This window comes from Candidatus Binataceae bacterium (genome assembly GCA_035294265.1).
Lineage (GTDB): Bacteria > Desulfobacterota > Binatia > Binatales > Binataceae > DATGLK01.
Genome location: DATGLK010000044.1, coordinates 83858 through 108488, shown reverse-complemented (window position 1 = coordinate 108488; position 24631 = coordinate 83858). Strand labels below are relative to the sequence as shown.

Annotated in this window: 20 protein-coding genes and 1 tRNA gene; 11 read left to right on the top strand and 10 right to left on the bottom strand. The window is 62.8% G+C overall.

The window, feature by feature from the left end; genetic code table 11:
- Position 1 precedes the first annotated feature (1 nt).
- The 4 genes from VKV28_08200 to VKV28_08185 all read right to left on the bottom strand — a co-directional run bounded on the left by VKV28_08200 (position 2) and on the right by VKV28_08185 (position 3113).
- The gene (locus VKV28_08200) at positions 2–490 is read right to left on the bottom strand and encodes a YkvA family protein (GenBank protein HLH76771.1); all 489 of its coding nucleotides are present in this window, start codon (positions 488–490) and stop codon (positions 2–4) included.
- Between the two features lie 101 nt (positions 491–591).
- The gene (locus tag VKV28_08195; protein HLH76770.1) at positions 592–1749 is read right to left on the bottom strand and encodes an LLM class flavin-dependent oxidoreductase; all 1158 of its coding nucleotides are present in this window, start codon (positions 1747–1749) and stop codon (positions 592–594) included.
- Positions 1750–2058: 309 nt separating this feature from the next.
- On the bottom strand, positions 2059–2565 hold the full coding sequence (locus VKV28_08190) for a hypothetical protein (GenBank protein ID HLH76769.1): 507 nt from the start codon (positions 2563–2565) through the stop codon (positions 2059–2061).
- A 14-nt stretch (positions 2566–2579) separates the two neighbouring features.
- A complete protein-coding gene (locus tag VKV28_08185) occupies positions 2580–3113 on the bottom strand; it encodes a hypothetical protein (protein ID HLH76768.1) in 534 nt (177 codons plus the stop codon).
- A gap of 288 nt (positions 3114–3401) precedes the next feature.
- On the opposite strand from VKV28_08185, the gene VKV28_08180 reads away from it, so the two are divergent.
- On the top strand, positions 3402–4079 hold the full coding sequence (locus VKV28_08180; protein ID HLH76767.1) for an HAD-IC family P-type ATPase: 678 nt from the start codon (positions 3402–3404) through the stop codon (positions 4077–4079).
- A 48-nt stretch (positions 4080–4127) separates the two neighbouring features.
- Positions 4128–4676, top strand: a complete 549-nt coding sequence (locus tag VKV28_08175) for a manganese efflux pump (GenBank protein ID HLH76766.1) — start codon at positions 4128–4130, stop codon at positions 4674–4676.
- Between the two features lie 26 nt (positions 4677–4702).
- Here VKV28_08175 and VKV28_08170 read toward each other — a convergent pair whose 3' ends face one another.
- The gene (locus VKV28_08170; GenBank protein HLH76765.1) at positions 4703–5284 is read right to left on the bottom strand and encodes a histidine phosphatase family protein; all 582 of its coding nucleotides are present in this window, start codon (positions 5282–5284) and stop codon (positions 4703–4705) included.
- A 431-nt stretch (positions 5285–5715) separates the two neighbouring features.
- Here VKV28_08170 and VKV28_08165 point away from each other — a divergent pair, with 431 nt between their 5' ends.
- Positions 5716–7965, top strand: coding sequence for a protein kinase (locus VKV28_08165; GenBank protein ID HLH76764.1), 2250 nt, complete (start codon positions 5716–5718; stop codon positions 7963–7965).
- Positions 7966–7978: 13 nt separating this feature from the next.
- Here the strand turns inward: VKV28_08165 and VKV28_08160 are convergent, their stop codons facing one another.
- Positions 7979–8428: a c-type cytochrome gene (locus VKV28_08160; protein HLH76763.1), complete on the bottom strand. Its 450-nt coding sequence runs from the start codon at positions 8426–8428 to the stop codon at positions 7979–7981.
- 187 nt (positions 8429–8615) lie between these two features.
- Here VKV28_08160 and VKV28_08155 point away from each other — a divergent pair, with 187 nt between their 5' ends.
- Positions 8616–9710 carry an amidohydrolase family protein gene (locus VKV28_08155; protein ID HLH76762.1) on the top strand — a complete coding sequence of 365 codons (1095 nt, stop codon included), beginning with the start codon at positions 8616–8618 and terminating at the stop codon, positions 9708–9710.
- A 34-nt stretch (positions 9711–9744) separates the two neighbouring features.
- Here the strand turns inward: VKV28_08155 and VKV28_08150 are convergent, their stop codons facing one another.
- The 4 genes from VKV28_08150 to VKV28_08135 are packed head-to-tail and all read right to left on the bottom strand — an operon-like array spanning position 9745 to position 18905.
- Positions 9745–12888, bottom strand: coding sequence for an efflux RND transporter permease subunit (locus VKV28_08150; GenBank protein HLH76761.1), 3144 nt, complete (start codon positions 12886–12888; stop codon positions 9745–9747).
- 15 nt (positions 12889–12903) lie between these two features.
- Positions 12904–16089 carry an efflux RND transporter permease subunit gene (locus VKV28_08145; GenBank protein ID HLH76760.1) on the bottom strand — a complete coding sequence of 1062 codons (3186 nt, stop codon included), beginning with the start codon at positions 16087–16089 and terminating at the stop codon, positions 12904–12906.
- 20 nt (positions 16090–16109) lie between these two features.
- Positions 16110–17267 (bottom strand): efflux RND transporter periplasmic adaptor subunit, encoded by a 1158-nt coding sequence (locus VKV28_08140; protein HLH76759.1) that lies wholly within the window; start codon positions 17265–17267, stop codon positions 16110–16112.
- A 30-nt stretch (positions 17268–17297) separates the two neighbouring features.
- Entirely contained in the window at positions 17298–18905 is a 1608-nt protein-coding gene (locus VKV28_08135; protein ID HLH76758.1) for an efflux transporter outer membrane subunit, read from the bottom strand.
- Positions 18906–19132: 227 nt separating this feature from the next.
- On the opposite strand from VKV28_08135, the gene VKV28_08130 reads away from it, so the two are divergent.
- From VKV28_08130 to VKV28_08100, 7 genes are all read left to right on the top strand, one after another.
- Entirely contained in the window at positions 19133–19366 is a 234-nt protein-coding gene (locus VKV28_08130; protein HLH76757.1) for a hypothetical protein, read from the top strand.
- Positions 19367–19376: 10 nt separating this feature from the next.
- Entirely contained in the window at positions 19377–20588 is a 1212-nt protein-coding gene (locus VKV28_08125; protein ID HLH76756.1) for a CoA transferase, read from the top strand.
- Entirely contained in the window at positions 20589–21776 is a 1188-nt protein-coding gene (locus tag VKV28_08120) for a CoA transferase (protein HLH76755.1), read from the top strand.
- Between the two features lie 119 nt (positions 21777–21895).
- On the top strand, positions 21896–22900 hold the full coding sequence (locus VKV28_08115) for a hypothetical protein (GenBank protein HLH76754.1): 1005 nt from the start codon (positions 21896–21898) through the stop codon (positions 22898–22900).
- A 326-nt stretch (positions 22901–23226) separates the two neighbouring features.
- A tRNA-Pro gene (locus VKV28_08110) sits at positions 23227–23304 on the top strand.
- 91 nt (positions 23305–23395) lie between these two features.
- Positions 23396–24007 (top strand): glycerol-3-phosphate acyltransferase, encoded by a 612-nt coding sequence (locus VKV28_08105; protein HLH76753.1) that lies wholly within the window; start codon positions 23396–23398, stop codon positions 24005–24007.
- 257 nt (positions 24008–24264) lie between these two features.
- Complete coding sequence (locus VKV28_08100; GenBank protein HLH76752.1) at positions 24265–24603, top strand: P-II family nitrogen regulator; 339 nt, start codon at positions 24265–24267, stop codon at positions 24601–24603.
- Positions 24604–24631 lie beyond the last annotated feature (28 nt).

Sequence of the window (24631 nt, the reverse complement as noted above, 5' to 3'; positions counted from 1 at the left end):
CTTACGACTCGACTTGTGGTTGCCCTTCGCTTCTCGTGCAAGCGGCCGAGGCCGTAAATTGCCCCTCGCGATCCCGCGCCACCGCCGCCAGACCCGCGCGTCCCAACCCGCGCATCAGGATCGCCAAGCCCTGAGGCGAACCGGGCCAATGTCTGGCCAAACGCTCGCGGCCGCTGCGGTCGGCGACCAAGCGCAGCACCACCAAGACGACCAGGATATCGTCGGCGCAGCCAAGGATCGGGATAAAATCCGGAATGATATTGACGGGCGCCGCGGCGATGTAGAAGCCCGCTCCACAAACCGCCATTCGAGAGCCGCGCGAAAGGCTGCGATCGCCCGCCAGCCGATAAAGCAAGCGCAAGGTATCGGGCATCAAAGTCAAGGCTTGGCCCAGCGACAAATCGCGCGGCTTGAGCAGCCAGGCCGCGAGCCCCGCGGTTGCCCAGAGCGATACCAAGGCCACCAGCGTCACAATCATCCAATGGCTCATGGAATGCCATTGTCCAATGCGATGGGCGGGGCGTTAAGGGTTTTTCGCGTGCCGGCGCGCCAATGGCACGCGGGCGCCTAATAGGTCGCCCGCGCGCGCACTTACTGCGCCCGGCCGCGGCTGGCCAGTTTGTCGATCTCTGCCTGAACGGCGGCGCTGGCCTGACTCACGAATTCGTCGCGATGGCCCACCGCAAAGGCGTAGCTGTCGCGCCGGGGCTCGCGACTGCCTTGAAAATGGGGATGGACATACTGCGCCATCAGCTCGTAATGGCGGCGAGTGGCAGGCCAGTCCGCCCAGTTGTGCGCCAGCTCGGTTATGACTCCGAATCCGCCCGAGCCCTTGAACAATCGTTCCAGATATTCGATCGCGTCGTCGGGGGTGCCGATACATGCGGTGCCGCTTTCTACCAGGAATCGCGAGGGGTCTTCCACCTCAGGCGGTAGGATGGGAAAAGTGGCGATTTCGCGAAAATAACGGCAAAACTTCTCCAAACCAAAGCTGACATTGGCGTGCGCCTGCTCGCGGCTCTCCGCGATGTGCAGCATTCCGACGATGCGCCAGTTGCGTCGATCGGGCTGATGGCCATGGGCGCGCGCGGTCTGCGCGTAGAGCGCCCAATTCGCGGCGTGCCGCTCCAGCGCTTGCGGCGAGGTCCCGCCGATCGACAGCATGCCGATCCCGTATTTGCCCGACGCCAGGGCCCCCACTGGCGAGCGCGAGGCCGCCACCGCCATCTCCAGGTGGGGACGGCTATAGCTGGCAAGTTGCAGCCGCGCCTGGTCGAGCGTGAACCAATCGGTCTTGCGGCTGACACTTTCGCCGCGCAGCAGTGCCACAATGACTTCCAGCGCCTCTTCCATCATCCGCCGTTGATCGCCCGGGGCGATGCCGATTTTCTTGGCGTCATGCACCAGCGCGCCGGGACCCACTCCGAACATGGCCCGCCCGCGGGTGAGATGATCGAGCAAGACCATGCGGTCCGCCAGGATAAAGGGGTTGTGATAAGGCAGGGAGACGACACCTGTACCCAAGCGAATATGACGAGTGCGGGCAGCGGCGGCCGCAATTATCAGATCGGGCGCCGCGATGATCTCGAAACCGCCGGAATGATGCTCGCCGATCCAGACTTCGTGATAGTTCAACCGATCCAGCAGCTCGATCAGCTCCAAGTCGCGCTCCAGCGCCAGGGTGGGGTTAACTTCGAGCTCGTGGAAGGGCGCCAGAAAGACGCCGCTGCGTAAATTTCGCTCGTCCATAACTGAGCTCTCAGCAGGACCTGTTAGATTAATTTTAACGCTCCTATAATCTGGAGAGCTTTGCAAATTCTGCGCGCCAGCATCTTGGCCAGCGCGCTCAAACCTCGCGAAACTGCGACAGGTGCGGCGTACAGGCTACCGGCGTACAGGCTACGCGATTACGTTGGCTTTTAAAGGACATGGCCGCTTTCATCACCGCCCGCCACGCGGGCGGTGCATCTGACACGTCAGCGATCCCGACGGTTACATGACCGAGCTTTCTTCCGACTCAGAAGCTAATTGACTCCGTCGAAGGCTGCGCTTTTCTCCTCACATAGCCTCGCAGGTGCCGCCCAGCACCAAAGTACTACCCATTATGGGCGTTACATAAATCACTTTGCCGCCAGCCCCGACCTCCAGGCTGGAATTCTCCTGCGTGCCGATGCAGTACTGCGAATTGTTCCCCGCATCGCCGGTATATTCCAAATTCCAGCTTCCGGTGCCGTTGGAGTTTAGGGTGTAGGTGCCCGAAGCCAACAGGTAGTTGCAAGTGGCGTAGGTGCCGTCTTGAGATGAGAGGACCGCGACCTTCTTGCTGGCGGTAATCGTTCCAGTCCCATTGGCGCTGAAGGTCGCGACCCCGTGGACATTTACGGTTTCCCCGGAGGGGAGAGTATTTACGCCCTGCAGGATACAACTATAGTTGCCATTAACGGTGGCGTTGGAATAGGTGGTTGCGGACTCGCCAGCGCTGGTTGCGCCCGAGCTGTCGGAGCTGCAAGCGGTAAGCAGCAGGACCAGGGATCCAAGAAGCGCGCCCCGCAGAGCCCGTTTCAAACTTCGGCTTGTTTTCACTGAGCAGTACATCTGGCTACCGACCCGTTCCAATATGAAGGACTGTTATCAATCAGGTTCACCGTGTTGCCGCTGTTGCTCCAGGTTGCGACGGCTGCCGTGAATGGCCCGAAGGCGCCACAATTTCTCTTCGGTAGCGGCAGGCTCGCGGGCTGCCAACCTTGGAGATATTGATTGCCGTTGGAAAGAGTCGCGACCGCACTTGAAGAATCGATCTGGTAGGTGTTCGGTGGTTGGGAGAAATTCCACAGCCCGCCGCTGGAGGCCGTGCTTTGGAACTGGCACCACAGGTTCGCCTGCTCCCAGATTTCTGATGTCACGCCGTAGGTTCCGTAACCAACATAGCTGCTGTTGGGATAGAGAAAAAATTGCGCCGTGGACGGATTGGTCGGCGCACTGAATGCTGACGTATAAAAAACCTGGGGCAGTGTTACCGTGCAGACGTAGGAAGAAGGCAGTTGCTGGCACGATTGGCCGCCACATACGATTGCAATCCCGATCAACAACAACCACGCCCGAATTCTTGGCATCTCCCTCCCCTGCGTCTGAAAGCGATTTAAACCGGAATTTCCGTATACGGACCTAGCCCCTGTGCGAAGGGGTCTTGAGCGTGATGACGTGATCCCGGTTGCATCCGTATATCCGGCCTCTGGAAATGGGGCGTTTGTGATGGCCCCGGCCCTGATGGATTTGCGCGCGTCTTGATCAATTTAACGGCCTTTAACCGGCGTTTCCATTATGACCCATTAACCGACGCTGGATGCTGCCTATTCCGCTCCAAATAAGTCAAGGCCCGCAGCCTTGTGAGACGTCGAAGCGTGCTGGGGTCTGAAAACGGACCAAGCGGCCATCTTCATGGCGCCAACAGCGCGCCGCCGCCGCCGCCGGCAGGTGAGCAGGGGTTTTCCACGCTATTACTGGCGGTGGAGGGCGAGCTGATCGCCTTGCTGCTATACTCCGATCAGATTCGCCCGGAATCGGCCGGCGTCATCGGCGCTTTGCGCCAACGCGGAGTGCGCGAGCTGGTGATGCTCACCGGAGACAACCAGGCCGCCGCGCGGGCGGTTGCCAACCAACTGGGCATCACGCATTTTCGCGCCGAGGTGCTGCCGCAGGAGAAGGTCGCGGTGGTCAAGGAACTGCGCGGGCGTGGACGAACGGTGGCGATGGTCGGTGACGGCATCAACGACGCTGCCGCGTTGGCTCTGGCCGACGTCGGCATTGCGATGAAAAATGGCGCCGATATTACTCATCAAACCGCCAACGTGGTCCTGATGCATGATGATCTGTCCAAGCTGCTGCTCGCCCTTGACCTATCCCATCAGGCCATCAACCTGGTCCATCAAAACTATGCGCTCGTGGCTGGCCTCAACGCAGTGGCGATGGCACTGTCGGTGGTGGGCGGGGTGCTTTCGCCCGAACTAACCGCGCTTTTGAGCAACGGTTCCGCAGTCGCCGCTAGTCTCAACGGCTTGCGCCCGGTGCTGCGGGTGTGAACGCCTCCCCGGCCCCGTCTGCCGCGGGTGCTGCCAAGACGAGCAAAAATGTTCCTGAAGCTGGCGATCCTGGCGGTGGCCCTGGGCTTGGACGTGTGGGCGGTGTCGGCCGCCGTTGGAGTAGCGCGCCCTGACCCCAGCCACAGCCTGCGGCTGGCGCTGCTATTTGCCACGGCGGAAATCGCCATGATGCTGGGCGGCTACGCCGTGGGACAAGGCGTAGGCCATCTGCTGGGCCAATTCGCCGCCTACGTTGGCTTTGCCCTACTGGCGCTGATCGGATTGTTGATGATGTTTCAGGCTGATGCCCCACGCCGCTTGTCGCTGGCGGGCGGGGCTGGGATAGCGCTCACCGCGCTTTCGATAAGTCTGGACTCGCTGGGTGTGGGTTTTGCGCTGCCCGCCGCTGGAGTATCGATGCCGGCGCTGGTCGCAACTGTGGCCGTGAGCACGGTATCGTCCACCTTTATGGGACTGGCCCTGGGCGCGCGCTTGGGTAAGCGCTACGGCTCAGTCACCGAAGTCATCGCTGGCGCGCTGCTGGTGATCCTGGCGGTGGTCTTCGCGCTAGAGCGCTGGCACGGAGGGCGCTTGTAATCCGCAATCCGCTCAGGAGCTGCCCCTCAAAGCGGGGCCACTCGATTCCACAGCCACAGCACGCGGTTGTGCCGCTCGTGGCCCAAAAGGCTGATCGAGCCCGGCTCCAGCCCCAGCATCCGGCCAGCGTCAGGGGGGAGTTCCAACCAGCAGGCGGCCAGGATGCGCAGGATGTGACCGTGGGCGAAACAGGCGACGTCGCCCTCGGTCGCGAGGGCGCGCTGGATCACGGCTCGAGCGCGCGCCGCGACCTGCTCCAGGGTTTCACCTTGCGGCACCGGGCCACTCCAGATCGACCAGTCGGGGACCTCCTTGCGAATGTCGGGGGTGGTGCGCCCTTCGTAGATTCCGTAGTCGTATTCCTGCAGGTTGGGTTCGATCTCGGCCACCCCGCCATAGCCGGCCAAGCGGCAGGTCTCGCGTGCGCGCTCGCGCGGGCTGGTCAGAACCAGGGCGAAGGAGCGGCCAGCAAGCTCTCGGCCCACTGCCAGCCCCCGCTGGCGGCCCAGATCGGTCAGCGGAATTTCCGTACGCCCGGTATGCTGACCTGATTGAGTCCATTCGGTCTCACCGTGACGAATCAGCCAGATAAGCTTACCGCTTGCCATAATAGCTTCTCCTTACGACTACGGCCCGCTTTTCCCAGGAGCCTTGGGCCGACGCAATTTCCAAACCCGCAGATGCGGTTGGTTTCTAATATGCGTTGTAAACATCTGATTCAACAAAAATGCTACCCTAAAGAAGCGGTAGCTTGCGCCGGAATTCCGTCTACCACAATTCGATCCAAGTGGGCCGAACTGGCCGATCGTGCAATATCCGCACTTGGCAAAGGGATGGCGAGACTGTTAAAAAAATTTGCGCGGTTTTCCCCTGCAAAGTTCTTACCTCGTGCCGCTGAACCAGAGCGGACGCGAGGTTTGAGTCCACTTTGCCCGGGGCTGTGGCTCGGGATGCGCGCCGTTGGGGAGATGCGGCCGGCTTGGTACAGTAACTCCAATGCGTGCGCTGACCGCGCAGCGCTCGTTAGGGCTTGAAGAACTTGCCAGACCAACACCACGATCTGCTGAGCGAACATTATCGCATCATTCGGCCGTTGGAAGGCGGGAGCGGCAAATGGGTCTATCTCGCTCACGATGTGCATGCGATGGGCCGGATCTGCGTACTGGTCGAAATCGTCGACCAAATCGACGAGCCGGCCCTGCAGGCGAGCGCCGTGACGGCTTTCAATCACGAGGCCGAGCTGATAGCGGGCCTGCGCAATCGTCATCTGCCAGCCCTGTACGCCTGGTTCCATCATCAACACCATCATTATTTTGCTACCGAGTTTATCGCCGGCCAGAGCCTGGCCGCGCGCCTAACCGAAGTCGGCGGGCGGCTGGATCAGCCCCATGTGATTGATCTCGCGCTTGCGCTTCTGGATGGCTTGGAAGCCCTGCATGGCACGCGGCCGCCGGTGGTGAGCCACGACCTTAGTCCCAGCGCGATCATCATGACGCCTGGCGGCCGCTTCTATCTGGCGCACTATCCGCTCGCCCGCCATTTTGCCCTTCAGCCTCATGTCAGTGCCCGGATGGAAGACTATGCGCCAGCCGAGCAATACGCCGGTTTGAGCGAGCCGCGTAGCGACCTGTATGCGTTGGGTGCTCTGATGTACCATCTGCTGGCCGGTCAGCCACCGGCGCGCAATTCGCCCTTCGTATACACCAGCGCCAGAGCGGTGCGGGGCACCGAGTCGGGTCGGGTCAGGTCGCTGGCCAGGGTGCCGCGCGCGGCGGTGCTGACCCCCTTGCGCGAGTTGTGCCCGCAATGCGCACCCGAGTTGGCGGAATTAATTACCCAGGCACTCGATCCCGAGATTGAGCGGCGTCCTGACGGCGCTGCCCAGATGCGGGCGCGTCTGCTCAGCCTGCAAAGTCGTCTGCCTACGCCCGAATTTGCGTCCGCCACGCCCGCGCTTAACGCTCCGGCGGTGATCGATGAGGAGTCGCAACCCGGCGACCATCCAGCCCCAGCGTCGCTGTCCGGGCGCGAGATGGAACTGCGTCTGCGCGAGTTGGTTGGCGAGGCGCTGACCGCGGCGCTGAGCACGCTTGCCTGTCCGTATTGCTCTCGCCGGGTGCAGGCCGGCGCTAGCTACTGCCCCTTTTGCGGCCAGCCCTTGGGCACGCCAGCCCTGATGGCGCCGGCTGGCCGCTCGCGTGTGCCAGCCGATGATCGAAAATGGCGCCGATGGTGGGTGGTTGGGTTGACGTTGGCGGGCTTGATGTGGCTGCTAGCCGTTGCTGTTTACTATCGGCACGCGGCCTCCCCGAGCGCCGATCTTTCGCGCGCGCGCCCACCCAAAGCCGCAGGCAAAGTAGCCACGCACCTCAATCCGTCCCCTTCTCCCGCCCTGGCGCGCTTGCTGCAGGATGCCGCTAAGCTTCAGACCCTGCCCCCGGGCGGCAGCGCGCAAGCGCTTCGCGAGGATCTGATCCTGCGCGCGGCCCGGCTCAATCCGCCTGCTCCACTGCCGCCCTGGGCCCGTGATTTAATCGACCAGGGCGAGGCGGAATTGCGTGCCGCCACCAGCCCCGAGGAGTATAAGCGAGCGGCCGCCAAACTGAATCGCGGGTTGCGCGCCGCTCCCTGGCTGGCCGACGCATATCTGCCTCTGGCGCAGGCGCTGGCCCAAAGCGGCGATCGGGAGGGCGCGATGGCGGCCTACAAGAACTATCTTTTAGCGCCGCCAAAGGGTGCCGACGTCGGCGCGGTGCGTCGCGCGCTGCTCGCTTTGCAAAACGGCGCACCGAGCGGGGAGGTCGATCAGGAACCCAGCTTGCCCGCCTCGCAGGAACCGACGGAGCCGCGAGCAGCGATCGCAGCCAGCCGGCCGGCGGCGCGGCTCCCGGATTTAGCGGGCTATTGGTATCGCGTCGCGAGCGGGATGGCGCCGCCCAGCAGCTCGCAGCGCATCAAGATAACTCAGGCCGGCGAGCAGGTCCGGCTGGAAATCGTCGACGATTGTGGGCGAGCAAGCTGCGCTCCGGGTTCGGATGCCTGGCGACCCTATCATTCCGATCCCGACGACCCGTTGTCGGACTATGGCGGTCGCTACTTGCTCAGCGAGCAAGGCTTGAGCTTCGGGCCACATCAATGGCGCCTACCCGCCGAGTTGGGCGACTGCGTCATCAGCACGCGCCGGCTGGGCGATATTTCTCCCGACCATAAGGCGATTGTGATCCGCAGCGTCAACAGCGGCAGCAAGTGCCGCCTGTATCAAAGCGACATCCATCTCTGGCGCCCCTAGCAGCGCGGGCGGCTCAGTGCTGCTGCAGCGATGCGATATAGTTGGCCAGCGCTTCGATCCGGGCGTGGACGCGCGCCTTGTCCGCCTTGGTAGGAATGATGGCGGTGGAATTCTGAAACTCCACGCCCCAAAACGGCATATCGAAGCGGCGATGGGAGGGGAAGGTTTTGGTCCCGTCGATGGTGTCTTCGACCTTCTTGTAGGGGAACACGCCGCCATTTTGTTTGGCCAATACGGTCAGATCGGGCGGCGGCGTACCGCCTAGAGTCTGATAATAGGGCCCCTTGCCCTTGGCGTTGGTACCGTGGCATCCGGCGCAGAACTTATCGAAGTCCTGCTTGCCCGAGTTGGCCTGGGCGCGGGCGCTGCCGAGCAGTCCAATCTGCAAGGCTAGGGCGGTCAGCGCTAAGCAGCCGCCAACGGTCAAAACACGCGCGATTTTTCTCTGGTTGTATACTGCCACGCTTCCCATCCTTGCTGTAAAGGCCTTGGACCAAGGAGCCAAAGCAATCGCTATCCATGGTCTGCCGCTTCAATCTTCGGCCGGCATATTTTGCGCTCAAATGCCGCCTCGATGCTACCTTTGCTGGTACAAGCGGCATCCGCTGTGCTACTTCGTCCCCAACTTCAGTTTCGGATAGGGTGGGCCAATGAGCGACAAGCCTGGGTCGGCAACCAATGGTAGTGATAGTCGCGGCATATCCCAGTCACTTTCGCGTCGCCAGCTTCTGGCCGGATTAGGCGCGTTGGGCGCCGGCCTGCTTTCAAGCCGCGCCGCCGGCGCAGCCGGTGCCGGGAGCGTGGCGGGCGGTGGCGGCGGGCTTATCGACGTCCACCATCACATGATTCCCGCCGCGTTCATGAAATTGCAAAAGCATCAACTGCTGCGAGTCTCGGAGCCGCAGCCGGCGGTGATGCAATGGACGCCCGAGCATTCGCTGGCCGACATGGATGCGGGCGGGACCCGCACCGCGATCATCTCGATCGTCGATCCCGGGGTGTGGGTGGGTAATGCTGCCAACAGCCGGGCGTTGGCCCGCGAGGTCAATCGCTACGGCGCGCAGCTCAAGGCCGACCATCCCGGCCGCTTCGGCTTTTTCGCCGCCTTGCCGATGCCCGACGTGGACGGCAGCCTGAGCGAGCTGGCCTACGCGATGGATACCTTGGGCGCCGACGGGGTGGGCTTCTTTTCCGATACCCTCAATCGCTACCCGGGCGACCCGCGCTTCGCGCCGATCTTCGATGAACTCAACCGGCGCAAGACGGTGGCGTATTTCCATCCGATGGCCACCGATTGTGCAATCCAGATGCTGCCGCGCGTTAGCGGCAAGCATCGAGTCACGGCGCCGATCTTCGAGTTTCCCTTCGACACCACCCGCGCCATCTGCAGCTTTCTGTACGCCGGTACCTTCGAGCGCTGCCCCGATATCACCTTCATCTTCGCCCACGGCGGCGGCACGCTGCCGATGCTGGCCGGCCGTATCTGCCAGGGTTCACAGGAGCGGATGAGTCAGCTCAAGCGGCTCAATTTCGATACCGCCAGCGTGACCAATCCGCCCGCGATGGCCGCGGTGCTGAAGTTAGTCCCAGCCACCCAGGTCTTCTTCGGCACCGATTATCCCTGGGGGCGCACCGCGGCCGCGCGTCATCAGTTGCAAAGCCTGGGGCTGGCTGATGAGCAACTGGCGGCGATCGAATTTGGCAACGGCCAGCGCGCTTTCCCGCGCTTGCATCAGGCCGGCTGAGTGGCGCTGCCCGCGCGACGGCGGGTTAGGAGCGCTAAGCGTGGCCCAAGCGCGCGCTCAAGCGACGCATCAAAATGTAGAACACCGGCACGAAAGGGATCGCCAGCAGGGTCGAGGCCAGCATCCCACCGAAGACCACCGTGCCCAGGGCCTGTTGGCTGGCCGCGCCCGCGCCGCGTGCGGTCAGCAGCGGCACCACGCCCAGAATGAAGGCCAGCGAGGTCATCAGGATGGGGCGAAAACGCCGGCGCGTGGCCTCGATCGCGGCCTGTTCGGCGGACATCCCCTCGGCGCTGAGGTCGCGGGCAAATTCGACAATCAGGATGGCGTTCTTGGCTGCCAGCGCGATCATCAGGACCAGCCCTATCTGGGTATAGAGATCGACCGGAAAGCGGCGCATCACCAGCGCGATGAGAATCCCTACCAGGGCCACCGGCACGGTCAGAATCACCGCCGCCGGATCGGTCCAACTCTCGTATTGGGCGGCCAGAATCAGGAAGACCAGCGTGATGGAGAGGACGAAAATGTAGATCACCTGGTTGCCCACCAACTTCTCCTGGTAGGACAGCGCCGACCATTCATAATCCATCGTGGGCGGCAGCACGGCGCCGGCGATCCGCCCCATCAGATCGAGCGCCTGACCCGAGGAGCCGTAAGTTGGGTTAGGGATGCCGATAATCGGCGCGGCGGGATAGAGATTGAAGCGGGTAATCAGTTCGGATCCGAGAATTCGGCGGATATCCAGCAGTGCTCCCAGTGGCACCATCTGACCGCCCTCGTTGGCAACATAAAGCCGGGGGATGTCGCGAATCTGCCGGCGCGCGTCGGCTTCGCCCTGAAGTTGGACCTGGAAGCTTTGATTGAACTTATTGAACAGATTGACGTAGCTGGAGCCCAGGTAGGTTTGCAGGGTTTGGAAAACCGCCTGCAAGGGCACCGCTAACGAATGCGTCATGGTGCGGTTGATATCGACGAAAATCTGCGGGCTGTGCGCGCTGAAGGTACTGAACACCGCGAGCAGAAAGCCGCGCTGGCGCTCGGCACCCTCCACGATAGCGTGGGTCGCCTTCTCCAGATCGCCCAGATCGCCGCTGCCTCGATCTTCCACCATCATGTCGAAGCCAAAGGCGTTACCCAGGCCCGGGATGGGCGAGGGCGGCATTACCGCGAAGCGTGCCGCGCGAATCCGATCGAGGCGGCCAGTGAGCTCTTCAAGCAGCCCAGCCTGCGAGAAGCCGGGCGGGCGGTGATCCCAATCGTCGTACACCACGAAGGTGGTGACCACGTTGGCCACCTTGGCCGAATCGAAGGCGGAGTAGCCGCCCACCGTGACCCATCCCTTGATCCCGGCGACATTCTTGAGGGTGTGGTCGATTTGTTCCACTACCCGGCGCACTCGCGGTTGCGAAGCGCCCGACGGCAGCGCCGCGGCCACGATGCAGTAGCCCTGGTCCTCCAGCGGCATCAGCGCCGTGGGGTAGATTGAAAACAGAAAGCCCGCGATCGCGACCACCGCCACGAACAGCGTGGCCATCGCCGCGGGATGGCGGGTCATGCGAGCCACCATCGCGACGTAGTGCTCTTCCAGCGCCGCGTAACTCCGGTTGAAGCCGCGGTAGAACCAGTTTACCGGCCGGTCTTTAGCCCTGGGGCGCAGATAAAGGGCACACTGCGTGGGTTTGAGGGTGAGCGCGTTGAGCGCGCTGATTACTGCGGTGGCGGCGATCACCAGCGCGAACTGGCGGAACATCTGGCCGGTGATGCCGGGCAGAAACGAAGCGGGCAGAAAGACCGCGCTGAGCACCAGCGTGACCCCCATCACGGGACCGCTCAGCTCGCCCATCGCCTTGATCGCGGCATCCTTGGGCGTGAGTCCCTGCTCGATATAACGGCTGGAGTTCTCCACGATCACGATTGCGTCATCGACCACGATGCCGATAGCCAGGATAAGCGCGAACAGGGTCATCAGGTTGACCGTGAAGCCGAGCAGCGCCATCGCGGCGAAGGCGCCGATAATCGTCACCGGCACGGTGGTGGCGGGAACCAGGGTGGCGCGGAAGTTCTGCAGAAAAAGCATGATCACGATCAGAACCAGCACGCCGGCCTCGATCAGCGTCTCATAGACCGAATGGATCGACTGGTTGATGAACAAAGTGGTGTCGAACAGGGTCAGATATTTCAGCCCAGTGGGAAAACTCCGGCTCATCTGCGCCACCTCGCGGCGGCATTGCGCGGCGACCGCCAGCGCGTTGGCGCCGGGCAGCGCATAGATCGCGATATGCGCGCTTTCCTTGCCGCTAAGGTTGGAAAATAGCCCGAAGCTTTGTTGGCTCAGTTCCACCCGGCCGATGTCCTTGATGCGCACCAGCGCAGCGCTGAGGCGTGTGGGCTGGCCGGGCAGGGTGCTCGCGGGCTCGCTCTTGACGACGATGTCCTCGAACTGCGAAACCTCTGACAGCCGCCCCAGGGTCGTGATGGTGAACTGATAGCGCTGACCCGCTGGCGCCGGCGCGCCGCCTATCTGGCCGGCGGCGACCTGTAGGTTCTGCTGCCGGATGGCCTGTTGCACGTCGCCAACGCTGAGGTCGTAGCTCTTGAGCTTGGCCGGGTCCAGCCATACCCGCATGCTGTAGGGAGCGCCGCCTAAGACCGAAACCTGGCCCACGCCAGGTAGCCGCGCCAACGGCGCCTGCAGGTTGATCAGCGCGTAATTGCTGAGGAAGGCGCTATCGAAGCGATTGTCCTCGGAATAGAGGCTTTCGATCAGCAGGATGTTGGTGCTGACCTTGCGCACGTTGACGCCCTGTGCCTGAACCTCGGGCGGCAACTGGGGTAGCGCGCTGTTAACCGCGTTCTGCACCAGCACCAGCGCGTGATTAAGGTCGGTGCCGATGGCGAAGGTGACGGTCAAGGTGTAGCTGCCGTCGCTGCCGCTGGTGGATTCCAGATAGAGCGAATCTTCCACCCCGTTGACTGCGTGCTCGATCGGGATGCCGATATTGCTGGCGACCACGGCCGCGCTGGCGCCGGCGTAGTTGGCGCTGACCTGGATGGTGGGCGGAACGATTTCAGGGTATTGCGCCACTGGTAGCGAATAGAGACAGACCGCACCCAGCAGCACGATCACGATCGCGATTACGTTGGAAAGGATCGGCCGCTCGATGAAGAATCTCGACATGGGCCGCGCTCACCCTTACTCCACGCTCGGCTTGGGCGCGGCCTTGGTCGATTTGTCCCGCCCACCGCCGCTGACCTCTTCCATCACGATGTAGAAGATCGGCACAAAGGGAATCGCCAGCAGGGTAGAGGCCAGCATCCCGCCGAACACCACCGTGCCCAGCGCCTGTTGACTGGCCGCGCCTGCGCCGTGGGCGGTGAGTAGCGGGACCACGCTCAAGATGAACGCGATGGAGGTCATCAGGATGGGGCGAAAGCGCCGGCGGGTGGCTTCCACCGCGGCGGCGGTGGTTTCCATTCCCTGCGCCTTGAGGTCGCGAGCGAACTCGACGATCAGGATGGCGTTTTTGGCGGCCAGCGCGATCATCAGGACCAGCCCTATCTGGGTGTAGAGATCGGTGGGAAAATTGCGCACCAGCAGGGCCACGATCACGCCCACCAGCGCCATCGGCACGGTCAGCACCACCGCTGCCGGATCGCTCCAGCTCTCGTATTGGGCCGCCAGCACCAGATAAACCAGTATGATGGAGAGCGCGAAGATGAGGTAGGCTTGATTGCTGATGAGCTTTTCCTGATAGGCCAGTCCGGTCCATTCATAATCCATCCCCAGCGGCAGGCGGGTGCTCGCCGCTTGCTCCATCAGACTCAGGGCCTGACCCGAGCTGAAGCCGGGCGCGGCTTGTCCAATTACCGGTGCGGCGGGATAGAGGTTGTAACGGGTGAGCAGCTCGGAGCCCAGGGTGCGATGTACGTCGAGCAGGCTGCCCAGCGGCACCATCTGGTGGTAGCGATTGTTGACGTAGAGGTTGGAGATGTCGCTAAGCTGGCGCCGGTACTCGGCCCCGGCCTGCACCCGCACCTGCAGGCTCTGATTGAACTTGTTGAACAGGTTGACGAAGTTGGAGCCTAGATAGGTTTGCAGGGTTTGGAAGACGTCGTTGAGTGACACGCCCAGCGACTGGGCCATCGTCCGATTCAGATCCAGGTAGAGCTGTGGACTGTTGGCGTTGAAGGTGGTGGTGACGCCGCGCAGGCCGGGCTGGGCCGCGGCCGCCATCAGCACCTGTTCCACCCCGCTCTGCAAATGGTTGAGGCCGCCGTTGCCGCGCTCCTCGATCATCATCTGAAAACCGCCGCCCTGGCCCAGGCCGGGAATCGGCGGCGGGACCTCGACCACGAAGCGGGCGCTGCGGATGGCTTGCAGGCGCCGGCGCAGCTCGCTGACGAACGCATTCTGGGAGAATCCCTCGGGCCGCTTGCCCCAGTCCTGGTACATCACGTACGTGGTCACCACATTGGACAAGGTGGCTTGATCCAGGTCGGAGTAGCCGCCGCTGGTAATCCAACCCTTGATTTCGGGGAGCTGCTTGAGCACGCTGGCCATCCGCGCCGCCAGCTCGCGCAGGCGCGGTTGCGCGGCCCCGGGCGGCAGTTCTGCGACCACGATGCAGTAGCCTTGATCCTCGGGCGGGAGAAAAGCGGTGGGATGGTGGGCGAAGAGGTAGCCCGCGATCGTGACGACCACCAAAAACATTCCGGCCATCGCGTGCGGCCGTCGCGCCATCCGGTTCACCAGCCCGATGTAGCTGGCTTCCAACGCCCCATAGAGGCGGTTGAAGCCGCGATAAAACCAGTTGACCTGCCGCCCCTTGGGAATCGGCCGCAAGTAGAGCGCGCACTGGGTGGGCTTGAGAGTGAGCGCGTTGAGCGCGCTGATTACTGCGGTGGCGGCGATCACCAGCGCGAATTGGCGAAACATCTGGCCAGTGATGCCGGGCAGAAAGGAGGCGGGCAGGAACACCGCGGTCAGCACTAGGGTGATGCCGAGCACGGGCCCGGTGAGCTCGCTCATCGCCTTGATCGCGGCATCCTTGGGCGTCAGTCCCAACTCGATATAACGCGCCGCGTTCTCCACGATGACAATTGCGTCATCGACCACGATGCCGATGGCCAGGATAAGCGCGAACAGGGTCATCAGGTTGACCGTGAAGCCGAGCAGCGCCATCGCGGCGAAGGCGCCGATAATCGTCACCGGCACGGTAGTGGCGGGAACCAGGGTGGCGCGGAAGTTCTGCAAAAAGAGCATGATTACCAGCAGCACCAGCACGCCGGCCTCGATCAGCGCTTCGTAAACCCCGTGGATGGAGTCGCGCACGAAGCTGGAGGTATCCAGCAGCGCGATGTATTTGAGGCCGGGCGGAAACTTGCTGGCCATCCGCGCCATCTGTTCGCGCACCTCTTGCGCGACGCGCAAGGCGTTGGCGCCGGGTAGGGTATAAATGTTGATCTGAGCGGCGTGGCGCCCGCTCAATCCCGAAAAGGTCGTGAAGGCCTGTTGGCTGAGTTCCACCCGCGCCACATCCTTGATTCGAACCAGATCGGCGGTCTGAGAGGGGCTGGCGGGCAGTTCGGTCTGCTCGAATTGAGATGGCGGAGGCTTGACCTTCAAAATAATATTCTCGAACTGCGCGATTTCGGACAGCCGGCCCAGGGCGTTGACGGTGAACTGGAAGATCTGGTTCTTGGGCACCGGCGGACCACCCAATTGGCCCGAGGCGACATCGACGTTCTGGCTCTGGATGGCGTTCTGCACGTCGAGCACGGTCAAGCCGTAGGCCTTGAGCTTCACCGGGTCCAGCCAGATCCGCATGCTGTAGGGCCCGGCCCCGAGCACCTGCACGCCGCCCACCCCGGGCAGCCGCGCGATGGGATTTTGCAGGTTGATGATCGCGTAGTTGCTCAGAAAGGTGTCGTCGAAGCGGTTTTGCTCCGAATACAGCGAACCTATCATCAGCACGTTGGTGCTGACCTTTTGCACGCTCACCCCTTGCTGCTGAACCTCGCTGGGCAGTTGGGAGAGCGCGCCGCTGACCGCGTTTTGGACCAGTGCCACCGCGGCGTTCAGATCAGTGCCGACCGCGAAGGTCACGGTCAGGGCATAGCTGCCGTCGCTGCCGCTGGTGGATTGCATGTACAGCGAGCCTTCGACGCCGTTGACCCCGGCCTCGATCGGGATGCCCACGGTGGTGGCCACCACTTCGGCGCTGGCGCCGGGATAGTTGGTGCTGATGCGGATGGTGGGCGGAACGATATTGGGATATTGGGTGACCGGCAGCTTGAGCAGGCACACCAACCCCAGCACGATCGTAAGAATCGCGATCACATTGGCCAGAATGGGCCGTTCAATGAAGAATTTCGCCATCGCTTGGGCCCGGCTCGCGCTCAGCCGGCGACGGCGGGCGCGCTCTGGGGCTGCGGATTGACTTTGCGTCCCGGAATCGCCTCCAGCAGTCCTTCCACGATGACCCGGTCGCGGGGAGTCAGGCCCTTTTCGATCACGATCAAGTCGCCCACCTGAAAGCCGCTTTTGACCGCGCGTCGTTCCACCACGTTTTGCCCATTGACCACCAGCACGTACTCGCCCTGCTGATCGAAGCTCAGCGCGTCGCCCGGGATCAGCAGGGCGTCGCGGGTTTGCGGCGCCAGCACGCGCACGCGCGCGAACAGGCCGGGCAGCACGGTGAGGTCGTGATTGGGAAAGATGCCGCGTACCTGCAGCGTGCCGGTGGTTGGAGCCACCGCGATCGAGGCAAAATCCAACCGTCCCGCGTGCGGAAAGCCCGTCTCGTTGGCCAAGCCGAAATAGGCCGCCACAAAAGGCTGCTCCAGCTTGAGCCCCTCCCGTTTGCGCTGACTGATGACGCGCAACAGGTCGCGCTCGTTGATCGTGAAGTAAACATAGATGGGATCGAGCTGGTCGATTTCCGCCAGCGTGGTCTGATGGCCGGCCGCGCCCACCACGTTGCCGGGATCGACCAGATGGCGCCCAATCCAGCCGTCAAAGGGGGCGCGAATTTCGGTGTAACTCAAATTGAGCTTGGCCAGGGCCAATTGCGCCTGCGCGCCCAACAGGCCCGCCGTCGCCGACTGGCTTTGAAATTTCCACGAATCGACTTCGGTTTGAGTCGCGGCATGTTTCTTTTCAAGCCCCGAGTAGCGCGCGTACTCGACCCGGGCATGTTCCAGCGCGGCCTGTTGCGCCATTACCTGGGCCTGGGCCTGGGCGACCTGGGCCTGGTACTGGCTTTGCTGAATGGTAAAGAGCAAGGCTCCTTTTTTCTGCTCCTGGCCGTCGATGAAATGGATCTTTTCCAGATAGCCTTCCACTCGCGCCACCAGTTTGACCGAGTTGAAGGGGACCGTATTGCCGGTGAAGTCCAGGTAATCGGCGACGCTTTTGCGGATCGGTTGCACCACCGTGACCACCGGTGGCTGCAGCCCTGGGGGTGTGGGCTTGGGACCGCAACCTGCCAGCAGCATGATTGCGGCTATCAATGCCGCCCATCTGGCGGCTGGGACGTAACGCCATCGTTCGCTCATACGCGGGTCTTGCACTTTCGATCGGTTTCCTTAGAACTCGGGCGGGCGCACGAGCCCTCCTTGATCGCCGGGCCCGGGCAGGCCGGGTGCCTGCGGGCGCGAGATCGCGCCCCAGTTGGTACGCGCCGTCATCTCGGCGCGGGTTTGCGCGGGCAGAAAATCGTGTCCCAGACGAAGCTGCCAGCCGCCCCCAAGGGCGCGATAGGTTGCGATCAGCCCCAGCGGTACCGCGCCGTTGGCAATCGCCAGGCTGTTCTGCGACTCGTACAGATTCTGTTCGGCGGTCAGCACGGTGGTGAAATCCACCGTGCCCTGCGCGTATTGGGTATTGGCGATTGCCAACGCGTCAGCGGCGGCCCGCACCGCGCGGGTCTGGTAGAAGACTTGGCGGCGCGCGGCGACGAAGCTGGCCAGGCCGTTTTCGACTTCCTGTTGTGCCTTGAGCACAGCGTTTTGGTAATCGATCAGCAATTCCTGAAAGCGCGCATCCTGGTAGCGCACGTTATTGGTAATCTGACCGTAATTTAGGATGCTCCACGACAGCGAAGGGCCCGCCGCCCAGGCCAGACTCTGGCCGTTGAAGACGCTATCCAGACTGCCACCGACCACGGTGGTAGCGATCGTCCCGAGGTTGCCAACCAAGGTCAGCGCAGGTAGCAAATCCGCCTTGGCGACTCCGATTTGCGCGCATTGTGCGGCGGCTTGCAGTTCGGCTAGGCGCAAGTCTGGGCGCCGACGCAGCAGATCGGCGGGAATCCCCACCGCGGCGCGCAGCGGAGCGGTGGGAATTGGTCCGTTGGCTCCCACGAGATCCGAGGCGGCCGCCGGGGTGATGCCCAACAGCACCGCCAGCGCATCCTCACTTTGCTGAAGCTGGGCTTGAAGCTGCGGAATCGCAGCCTGCGTGGTGGCCAGCACGTTTTGCGCCTGATCGACGTCGCGCTGGGTGACCACCCCGCCCTCGTAGCGAGCCTGGGCGATCGCCAGCGATTGCCGCTCGACCACGACGTTGGCGCGGGCATACTGGAGCTGCTGCTGGATGGTGCGAATCTCAACGTAGGTGCTGGCCACGTCGCCGGTGGTGGTTACCAGCACTTCGTCGTAATTGGCCACGGCGCCCAGGTAGTTATCATCGGCAGACTGTATGCCGCGGCGGATCTTGCCCCACAGGTCCAGCTCCCATCCGGCTTGAACTTCGAAAGTGTCTTCCCAGAACTGATTATTGAACAGTTTGAAGGGAAGGGTGACCGGCAGCCGGTTGTAGTTGAGCCCGGCACTCAAGGTTTGTTGCTGTGGGTAGAGTTCGCCCAAGGCCTCGCCAAGCTGAGCCCGTTCTTCCAAAACCCGCGCGCCGGCCGCTTGCACGGTCAAGTTATGCGCGTAAGTCAGGTTGATCAGTTCGGTCAGCAGCGGATCGTTAAAGACCTGCCACCAGTCGCGATACTGTTGATGGCTGGTATCCAGGGCGGGGCTACCTTTTTCGACCCAGGAGGTCTGCACCATGGTTGGCGGGCGGTGATAGTCGGGGCCGATCATGCAGCCCGCCCACAGTATGGCCAACAAGCCATGCAGCCACCAAGAGTGGCGCTGGCCAGCGTGGCTGGGCACGGTAGCCCTTAAGCCCGGACGTGACTCCATCGTAAGCGGCGATCCCCCAATTCGCCGGTTCCATATATTGCTTGATAGGTCGCCAATGCAACAGTTAGGCGAGAACATCTCCAGTTTGCGCTATAATTCCACTATGGCGATTGCCTTGTCCTCGGGCGCTCGAGGCGATTTGAAAAAGACCGCGCTGGCTCATAAGATGGCAGGTTGCCGAGCCGCGGCGGCTGTCCGAAGTAAGTAGATCGAGGGGAAAGCAAGCGATGGCGCTTAGAAAAGTTACCTATTTCGATCACAATGGGCTCGGCCTGCGTCCCACCGACGACGACGGCCAGGCCAAGCCTTGCGCATTGGGCGTGCGCTGGGTCAATCCCGATACGCTGGAGACAATTTACCTGCGCCCCGGGCGGCGTACCGGGCCCAAGGGAGAGACACTGCAGGAAGTGGCACCCAGCTTACAGATAGTTCCCCCCGACGGCGGGGACAAGGTTTGCTGACGCGGGGCTAATGGTGGCAAGCGAGGGCGCGCTGGCGGGATTGCGCATCTTGGATCTGACCGGGCTACGCGGCGCGCTGTGTGGGCGGATGCTGGCCGACATGGGCGCCGACGTAATCAAGGTCGAGCCACCCGGCGGCGAGCCGACCCGCACGCTGGGCCCTTTCGCCGGCGACCAGCCCCATCCCGACCGCAGTCTGAAATTCTGGTTCTACAACCTCAACAAACGCTCGATTGTGCTGGATTTCGGCCATGCTCGCGGCGCCGAACTGTTGCTGCGGCTGGTCGAATCGGCCGACGTGGTAATCGAAAGTTTCGACCCTGGTTTCCTCGACAGGCTGGGCTTGGCGTGGGATGTTCTGCGCCAGCGCAATCCGGCCCTGATCCTGTGCTCGCTGACCCCCTTTGGCCAAACCGGACCCTACCGCGATTATCTGGCCGACGACTCGATCTTGAGCGCGCTGGGCGGGATGCTCTACGTCAATGGTTTTCCCGGCGAGCCGCCGCTGCGTCCCTTGGGACTGCAGGCCTATCATTTCGGCTCTATCATGGGCGCCTGCGCGATCATGTGTGGCCTGTTCGGACGGCTCCGCGAGGGACGCGGCCAATGGATCGACCTCAGTATCCACGAGGCTACGGTCTGCGGCCTGGAGCAAGTGCCCGGCCAGTGGCGCGAATTCCAAATCAGTGAGCAGCGCCGCGGCACCCAGCATTGGACCGGTGGCTTTCGCGCGGTGCGATGCAGCGACGGACGCTATCTGCTCAACTGTACGTTGGGCGATTTCAACACTCTGTTGGAATGGCTGAAATCCGAAAATGCGGCCCAGGATCTGGTCGAGCCGCAATGGCAGGACCCGATGTACCGGCGGGCTCATGCCGCCCACATGTTCGACGTGATCGACGCCTGGATCAAGCATCACACCGCCCAAGAGACCTTGGAGCAGGCTCAGCTCTTGCGCCTGGCGTTCTCGGTAGTGCGCTCCACCGAGGAGCTGCTCGACGACCAGCAACTGGCGGCGCGCGGCTATTTCGTCGCGGTGGACCATCCCGAATTGGGCCGCCAATTCCTCTATCCCGGCGCGCCTTATCAATTCGGCGCTACCCCCTGGCGGCTCTATCGCCGGCCGCCGCTGCTGGGCGAGCATACCCGCGACGTGCTCACCCAGGAGTTGGGAATCAGCGTCGAGGAGCTAGAAGTACTGCACGCCGAGGGAGTGTGCTGAATGGATCTGCCGCTGCGCGGAGTGCGCGTCATCGATTTTACCTGGGTGGTCGCAGGTCCCTTGGCGACGCGGATGCTGGCCGATCACGGCGCCGAGGTTATCAAGGTCGAACGCAAGGCGGTGATGCAACGCCGGGTGGGTACCTGGGCGGAGCTCAACCGCAACAAGCGCTCCATCGCGGTCAACATGAACCGGCCCGAGGGGGTCGCGCTGGCCAAGCGGCTGGTCGCGGTGGGCGATATCGTGGTCGATAATTTCTCAGCCCGGGTGATGGGCCAATGGGGGATGGATTATCAAAGCCTGGTGAAGGTCAAGCCCGACATTATCTGTCTTTCGATGTCTGGGATGGGTCATAGCGGGCCGCTGGCCAATTACGTCACCTACGGCGCTACCCTGCAGGCCTGGTCGGGAATCACCATGAAAATGGCCACCGACGAGCGCCCCGCCGGGTTCGGTTATTCCTTCTCCGACATGGTTGCCGGCCATACCGCGGCGCTCGCCGCCTTGATTGCGTTGTGGCATCGCGCCCGCACCGGCCAGGGACAATTTATTGATCTGTCGCAATTTGAGGCACTGGTTGGCGTGCTGGGAGTAACGGTGCTCGACCAGAGCGTCAACGGGCGGGTTCAGCAGCCCTCGGGCTGGCGTCCCCAGGAGACTCCGGCGGCCCCGCACGGGGCCTATCGATGTCAGGCCGAAGGCGATGACAACGATCGCTGGGTGGCCATTTCGGTGCGCTCCCATACCGAATGGCGCCGGCTGGTGGCGGCGATGGGATCGCCGCAATGGGCCTCCGAACCGCGCTTCCATACCTTGTTTTCGCGTATCACCAATCGCGAGGCGCTCGACCGTCACATCAACGAATGGACCGTGCAGTTCACTGCCGCCGCCTTGATGGAACGGCTGCAGCGAGCAGGGGTCGCGGCCGGGGTGGTGGCCAACGCGAAGGATTTGTGCGAGCGCGACCCCCAGCTCAAGGCGCGCCAGTTCTGGCAGCCGGTCAGCTTTCCCGAGGGTGGCGGCACCGAAGCCATCACGCTGCCCTTTCGCTACTCCGATACCGCGCGCCCGCCGCTGCGCCATTCACCCAAGATCGGCGAAGATCGCGACTACGTGCTGGGCGAAGTCCTGGGCCTGTCGGCCGCCGAACAGCAACAATTGATCCAAGCTCAGGCGGTTTGGGAATAAGCCGCTCCGACCCTTTCCGCCAGCGCGAGGCGGCTTGTCCTTGACGGCGCGACCCGCCGGTGCCACAGATCGGCTCGTCGGCCGCGTACCTCGCTAGCGGCGTGACGGGAGGAGATCCGATGGCAGAGATTGTGTTGGGAATCGGCACCTCGCATGGACCGATGCTGACGATGCCGCCGGAGACTTGGTATCAGCGCGTCTTGCACGATCGCAAGCGCGACGAGCTGTGGTATCAGGGCAGCAAGCGCAAATTCGAGGATTTGGTGGCGATGCGCGCGGGCGAGCATTTAGAGCGCCAACTTACCGACGAGGTCAAGCGCGCACGCTACGACGCCTGCCAGAAAGCGTTGGCCAAGCTGGCCGCGGTCTTTGACGAAGTCAAACCCGATGTGGCGGTGATCTTCGGCGACGACCAGAACGAAGTCTTCAAGCCCGAGCTTAATCCCGCCTTCGCGGTCTATTGGGGCGAGACTATTCCCAACCAGATGCACAGCCGCGAGCATCTGGAGCGGATGCCGCCCGGAATCGCTATCTCGGTGCCCGGACATATCCCGCCCGAGGGCGCGGTTTATTCCGGACAACCGGCGCTGGGGTTGCATCTTATCGAGCGGCTGATCGCCGAGCGGTTCGACGTCTGCGCGATGCGCGCGCTGCCGCCCAACCATCAGACCATTCCGCACGCCTACGGCTTCGTCTATCGCCGGATCATGTCGGATCGTCCCGTGCCCAGCGTGCCGCTGCTAATCAACACCTTCTACCCGCCCAATCAGCCTACGGTGGAGCGCTGTCAGGAGTTCGGCCAGGCCGTGCTCAAGGCGATCAAAGCCTGGAAGAGCAACGCGCGCGTAGCCCTGATTGCATCGGGTGGCCTGACCCATTTCGTGATCGACGAAGAAGTCGATCGGACCATTATCGAGGCGATGCGCGAGCGGCGGGTGGACAAGTTGGCGGCCCTAGGCGAGAACACCTACCAGGCCGGGACCTCGGAGGTGAAGAACTGGATTCCGCTGGCGGGCGCGATGGCCGAGCTGAAGTACGACATGAAGCTGGTCGATTATGTGCCGTGCTATCGCTCCGAGGCTGGAACCGGCAACGCGATGGCCTTTGCGTACTGGCGCCCCTGAACCGCGGACGGGCGTCTCGCCTGGTCAGGGGTGGAGCTGCGGCTGATGGTGTTCTCTCTGATTATCTGACGCGCCGGCTGCCAGCATGGCGTCGCGGAATTTGTGTAAGAGGCGGCGTTGGCTGTGGGGGCCCTGGGTCGGGGATGGCCCACGGACTTAAGCATCGGTCTTGCCAGATGATTGCCCGAGCCCGCCCGCTCACGTGTTTGGATCACGGGCAAGGCGCCCGTCCCGACGCTAGGATTAGCTTCCCAGGGTGCGGCTCGCTTTGTGCGGCGCGCCGATGCTATAAGGTTGGCTTGGTCGAGCGTGGGTTCGACCGTTGCCGGGGTGTAGCTCAGCCTGGCCAGAGCACTGCGTTCGGGACGCAGGAGTCGCTGGTTCAAATCCAGTCACCCCGACCATCTATCAGGCCAAGGGCGCCGGGCCTCCCCGAGGCGGCCAGCCGGCGCCGTTGGCAACACGTAGGTTTAGGCCGCTGCGGCGGAGGGCGGGATGGTTGCGTTAGCCTCCTGGGGGGTCTTGATTCTCGCATATTTGATCGGTTCGCTTCCCGTCGGGGTGTGGGTCGGAAAAGCCTTTGGGGTTGACCCGCGTGCCGTGGGTTCGGGCAACGTCGGGATGACCAACGTCGCCCGTAGCATCGGCGGCCGGGCGGCGGCGATTACCTTCCTGGGCGACGTCCTCAAGGGCTTGGTGCCGGTGATGGGGGGACGCGTCTTGGAGGTGAGCCCCGCTGGTCTGACGCTGATTGCGCTGGCGGCCTTTCTGGGCTCCTTATATTCGATTTTCTTGTTCTTCGGCGGTGGGCGCGGGATCTCCTCGGGGTTGGGCATCTGGCTGGGATTGGCGCCGCCGGTGGCCGTGATGATCCTGCTGATCTTCGTGCTGGGGCTGGCGCTGACCCGGATTGTCTCGGTGGGCTCGGTCAGTGCCGCCATCGCCCTGCCGCTGGTGCTAGGACTGTGGGGTTATCCGGCCAACTTCTTGCATCTGGGGTTGGCGATGGCGCTGTTGGTGCTGTGGCGCCATCGGCACAATCTGCGCCGGCTGATCCGCGGCCAGGAACCTGAGTTCAGGCTGACGCATGGCGTTTCCGACGGATAAATGGCGCCAGCGGCTGCCTAGCCACCCGGCAATCGCTCGAATTTTCACCATCAAGCCGCTCTCCGCCAAGGCAAGCGGTGCGGCTAGACTTGGCATCGAGGTTGCGTCCTGGGCTCGGGTGGCACCGCGCCATTAAGGGTGGTCGGCACGAGATGGCATCGGGATGGGGGTACGCTATACTTAAGGTTCAGGATGGTCGCGCGGCAAAATGGCGGTAGGCAATTTACCGCCCTGGGGTATGAGGGAGATCAAACACTATGAAAAAGGTTGAGGCGATCATCAAGCCGTTCAAGCTGGACGAGGTCAAAGAAGCTCTCTCCAGCATCGGTGTGCAAGGACTGACGGTTAGCGAAGTCAAGGGCTTCGGCCGGCAGAAGGGACATACCGAGCTTTACCGCGGCGCTGAATACGTGGTCGATTTTCTTCCCAAGGTCAAGCTAGAAATTATCGTAGCCGACGAACTATCCGCTCAGGTTGTGGAGACGGTCGAGCGCGCGGCCCGCACCGGACGGATCGGCGACGGCAAGATCTTCGTGTTGCCGATGGAAGAGGTAGTGCGCATTCGTACCGGTGAGCGCGGTCCCAACGCGATCTGAAGTCACCTATCCCTCTCTCTCGCTTAGC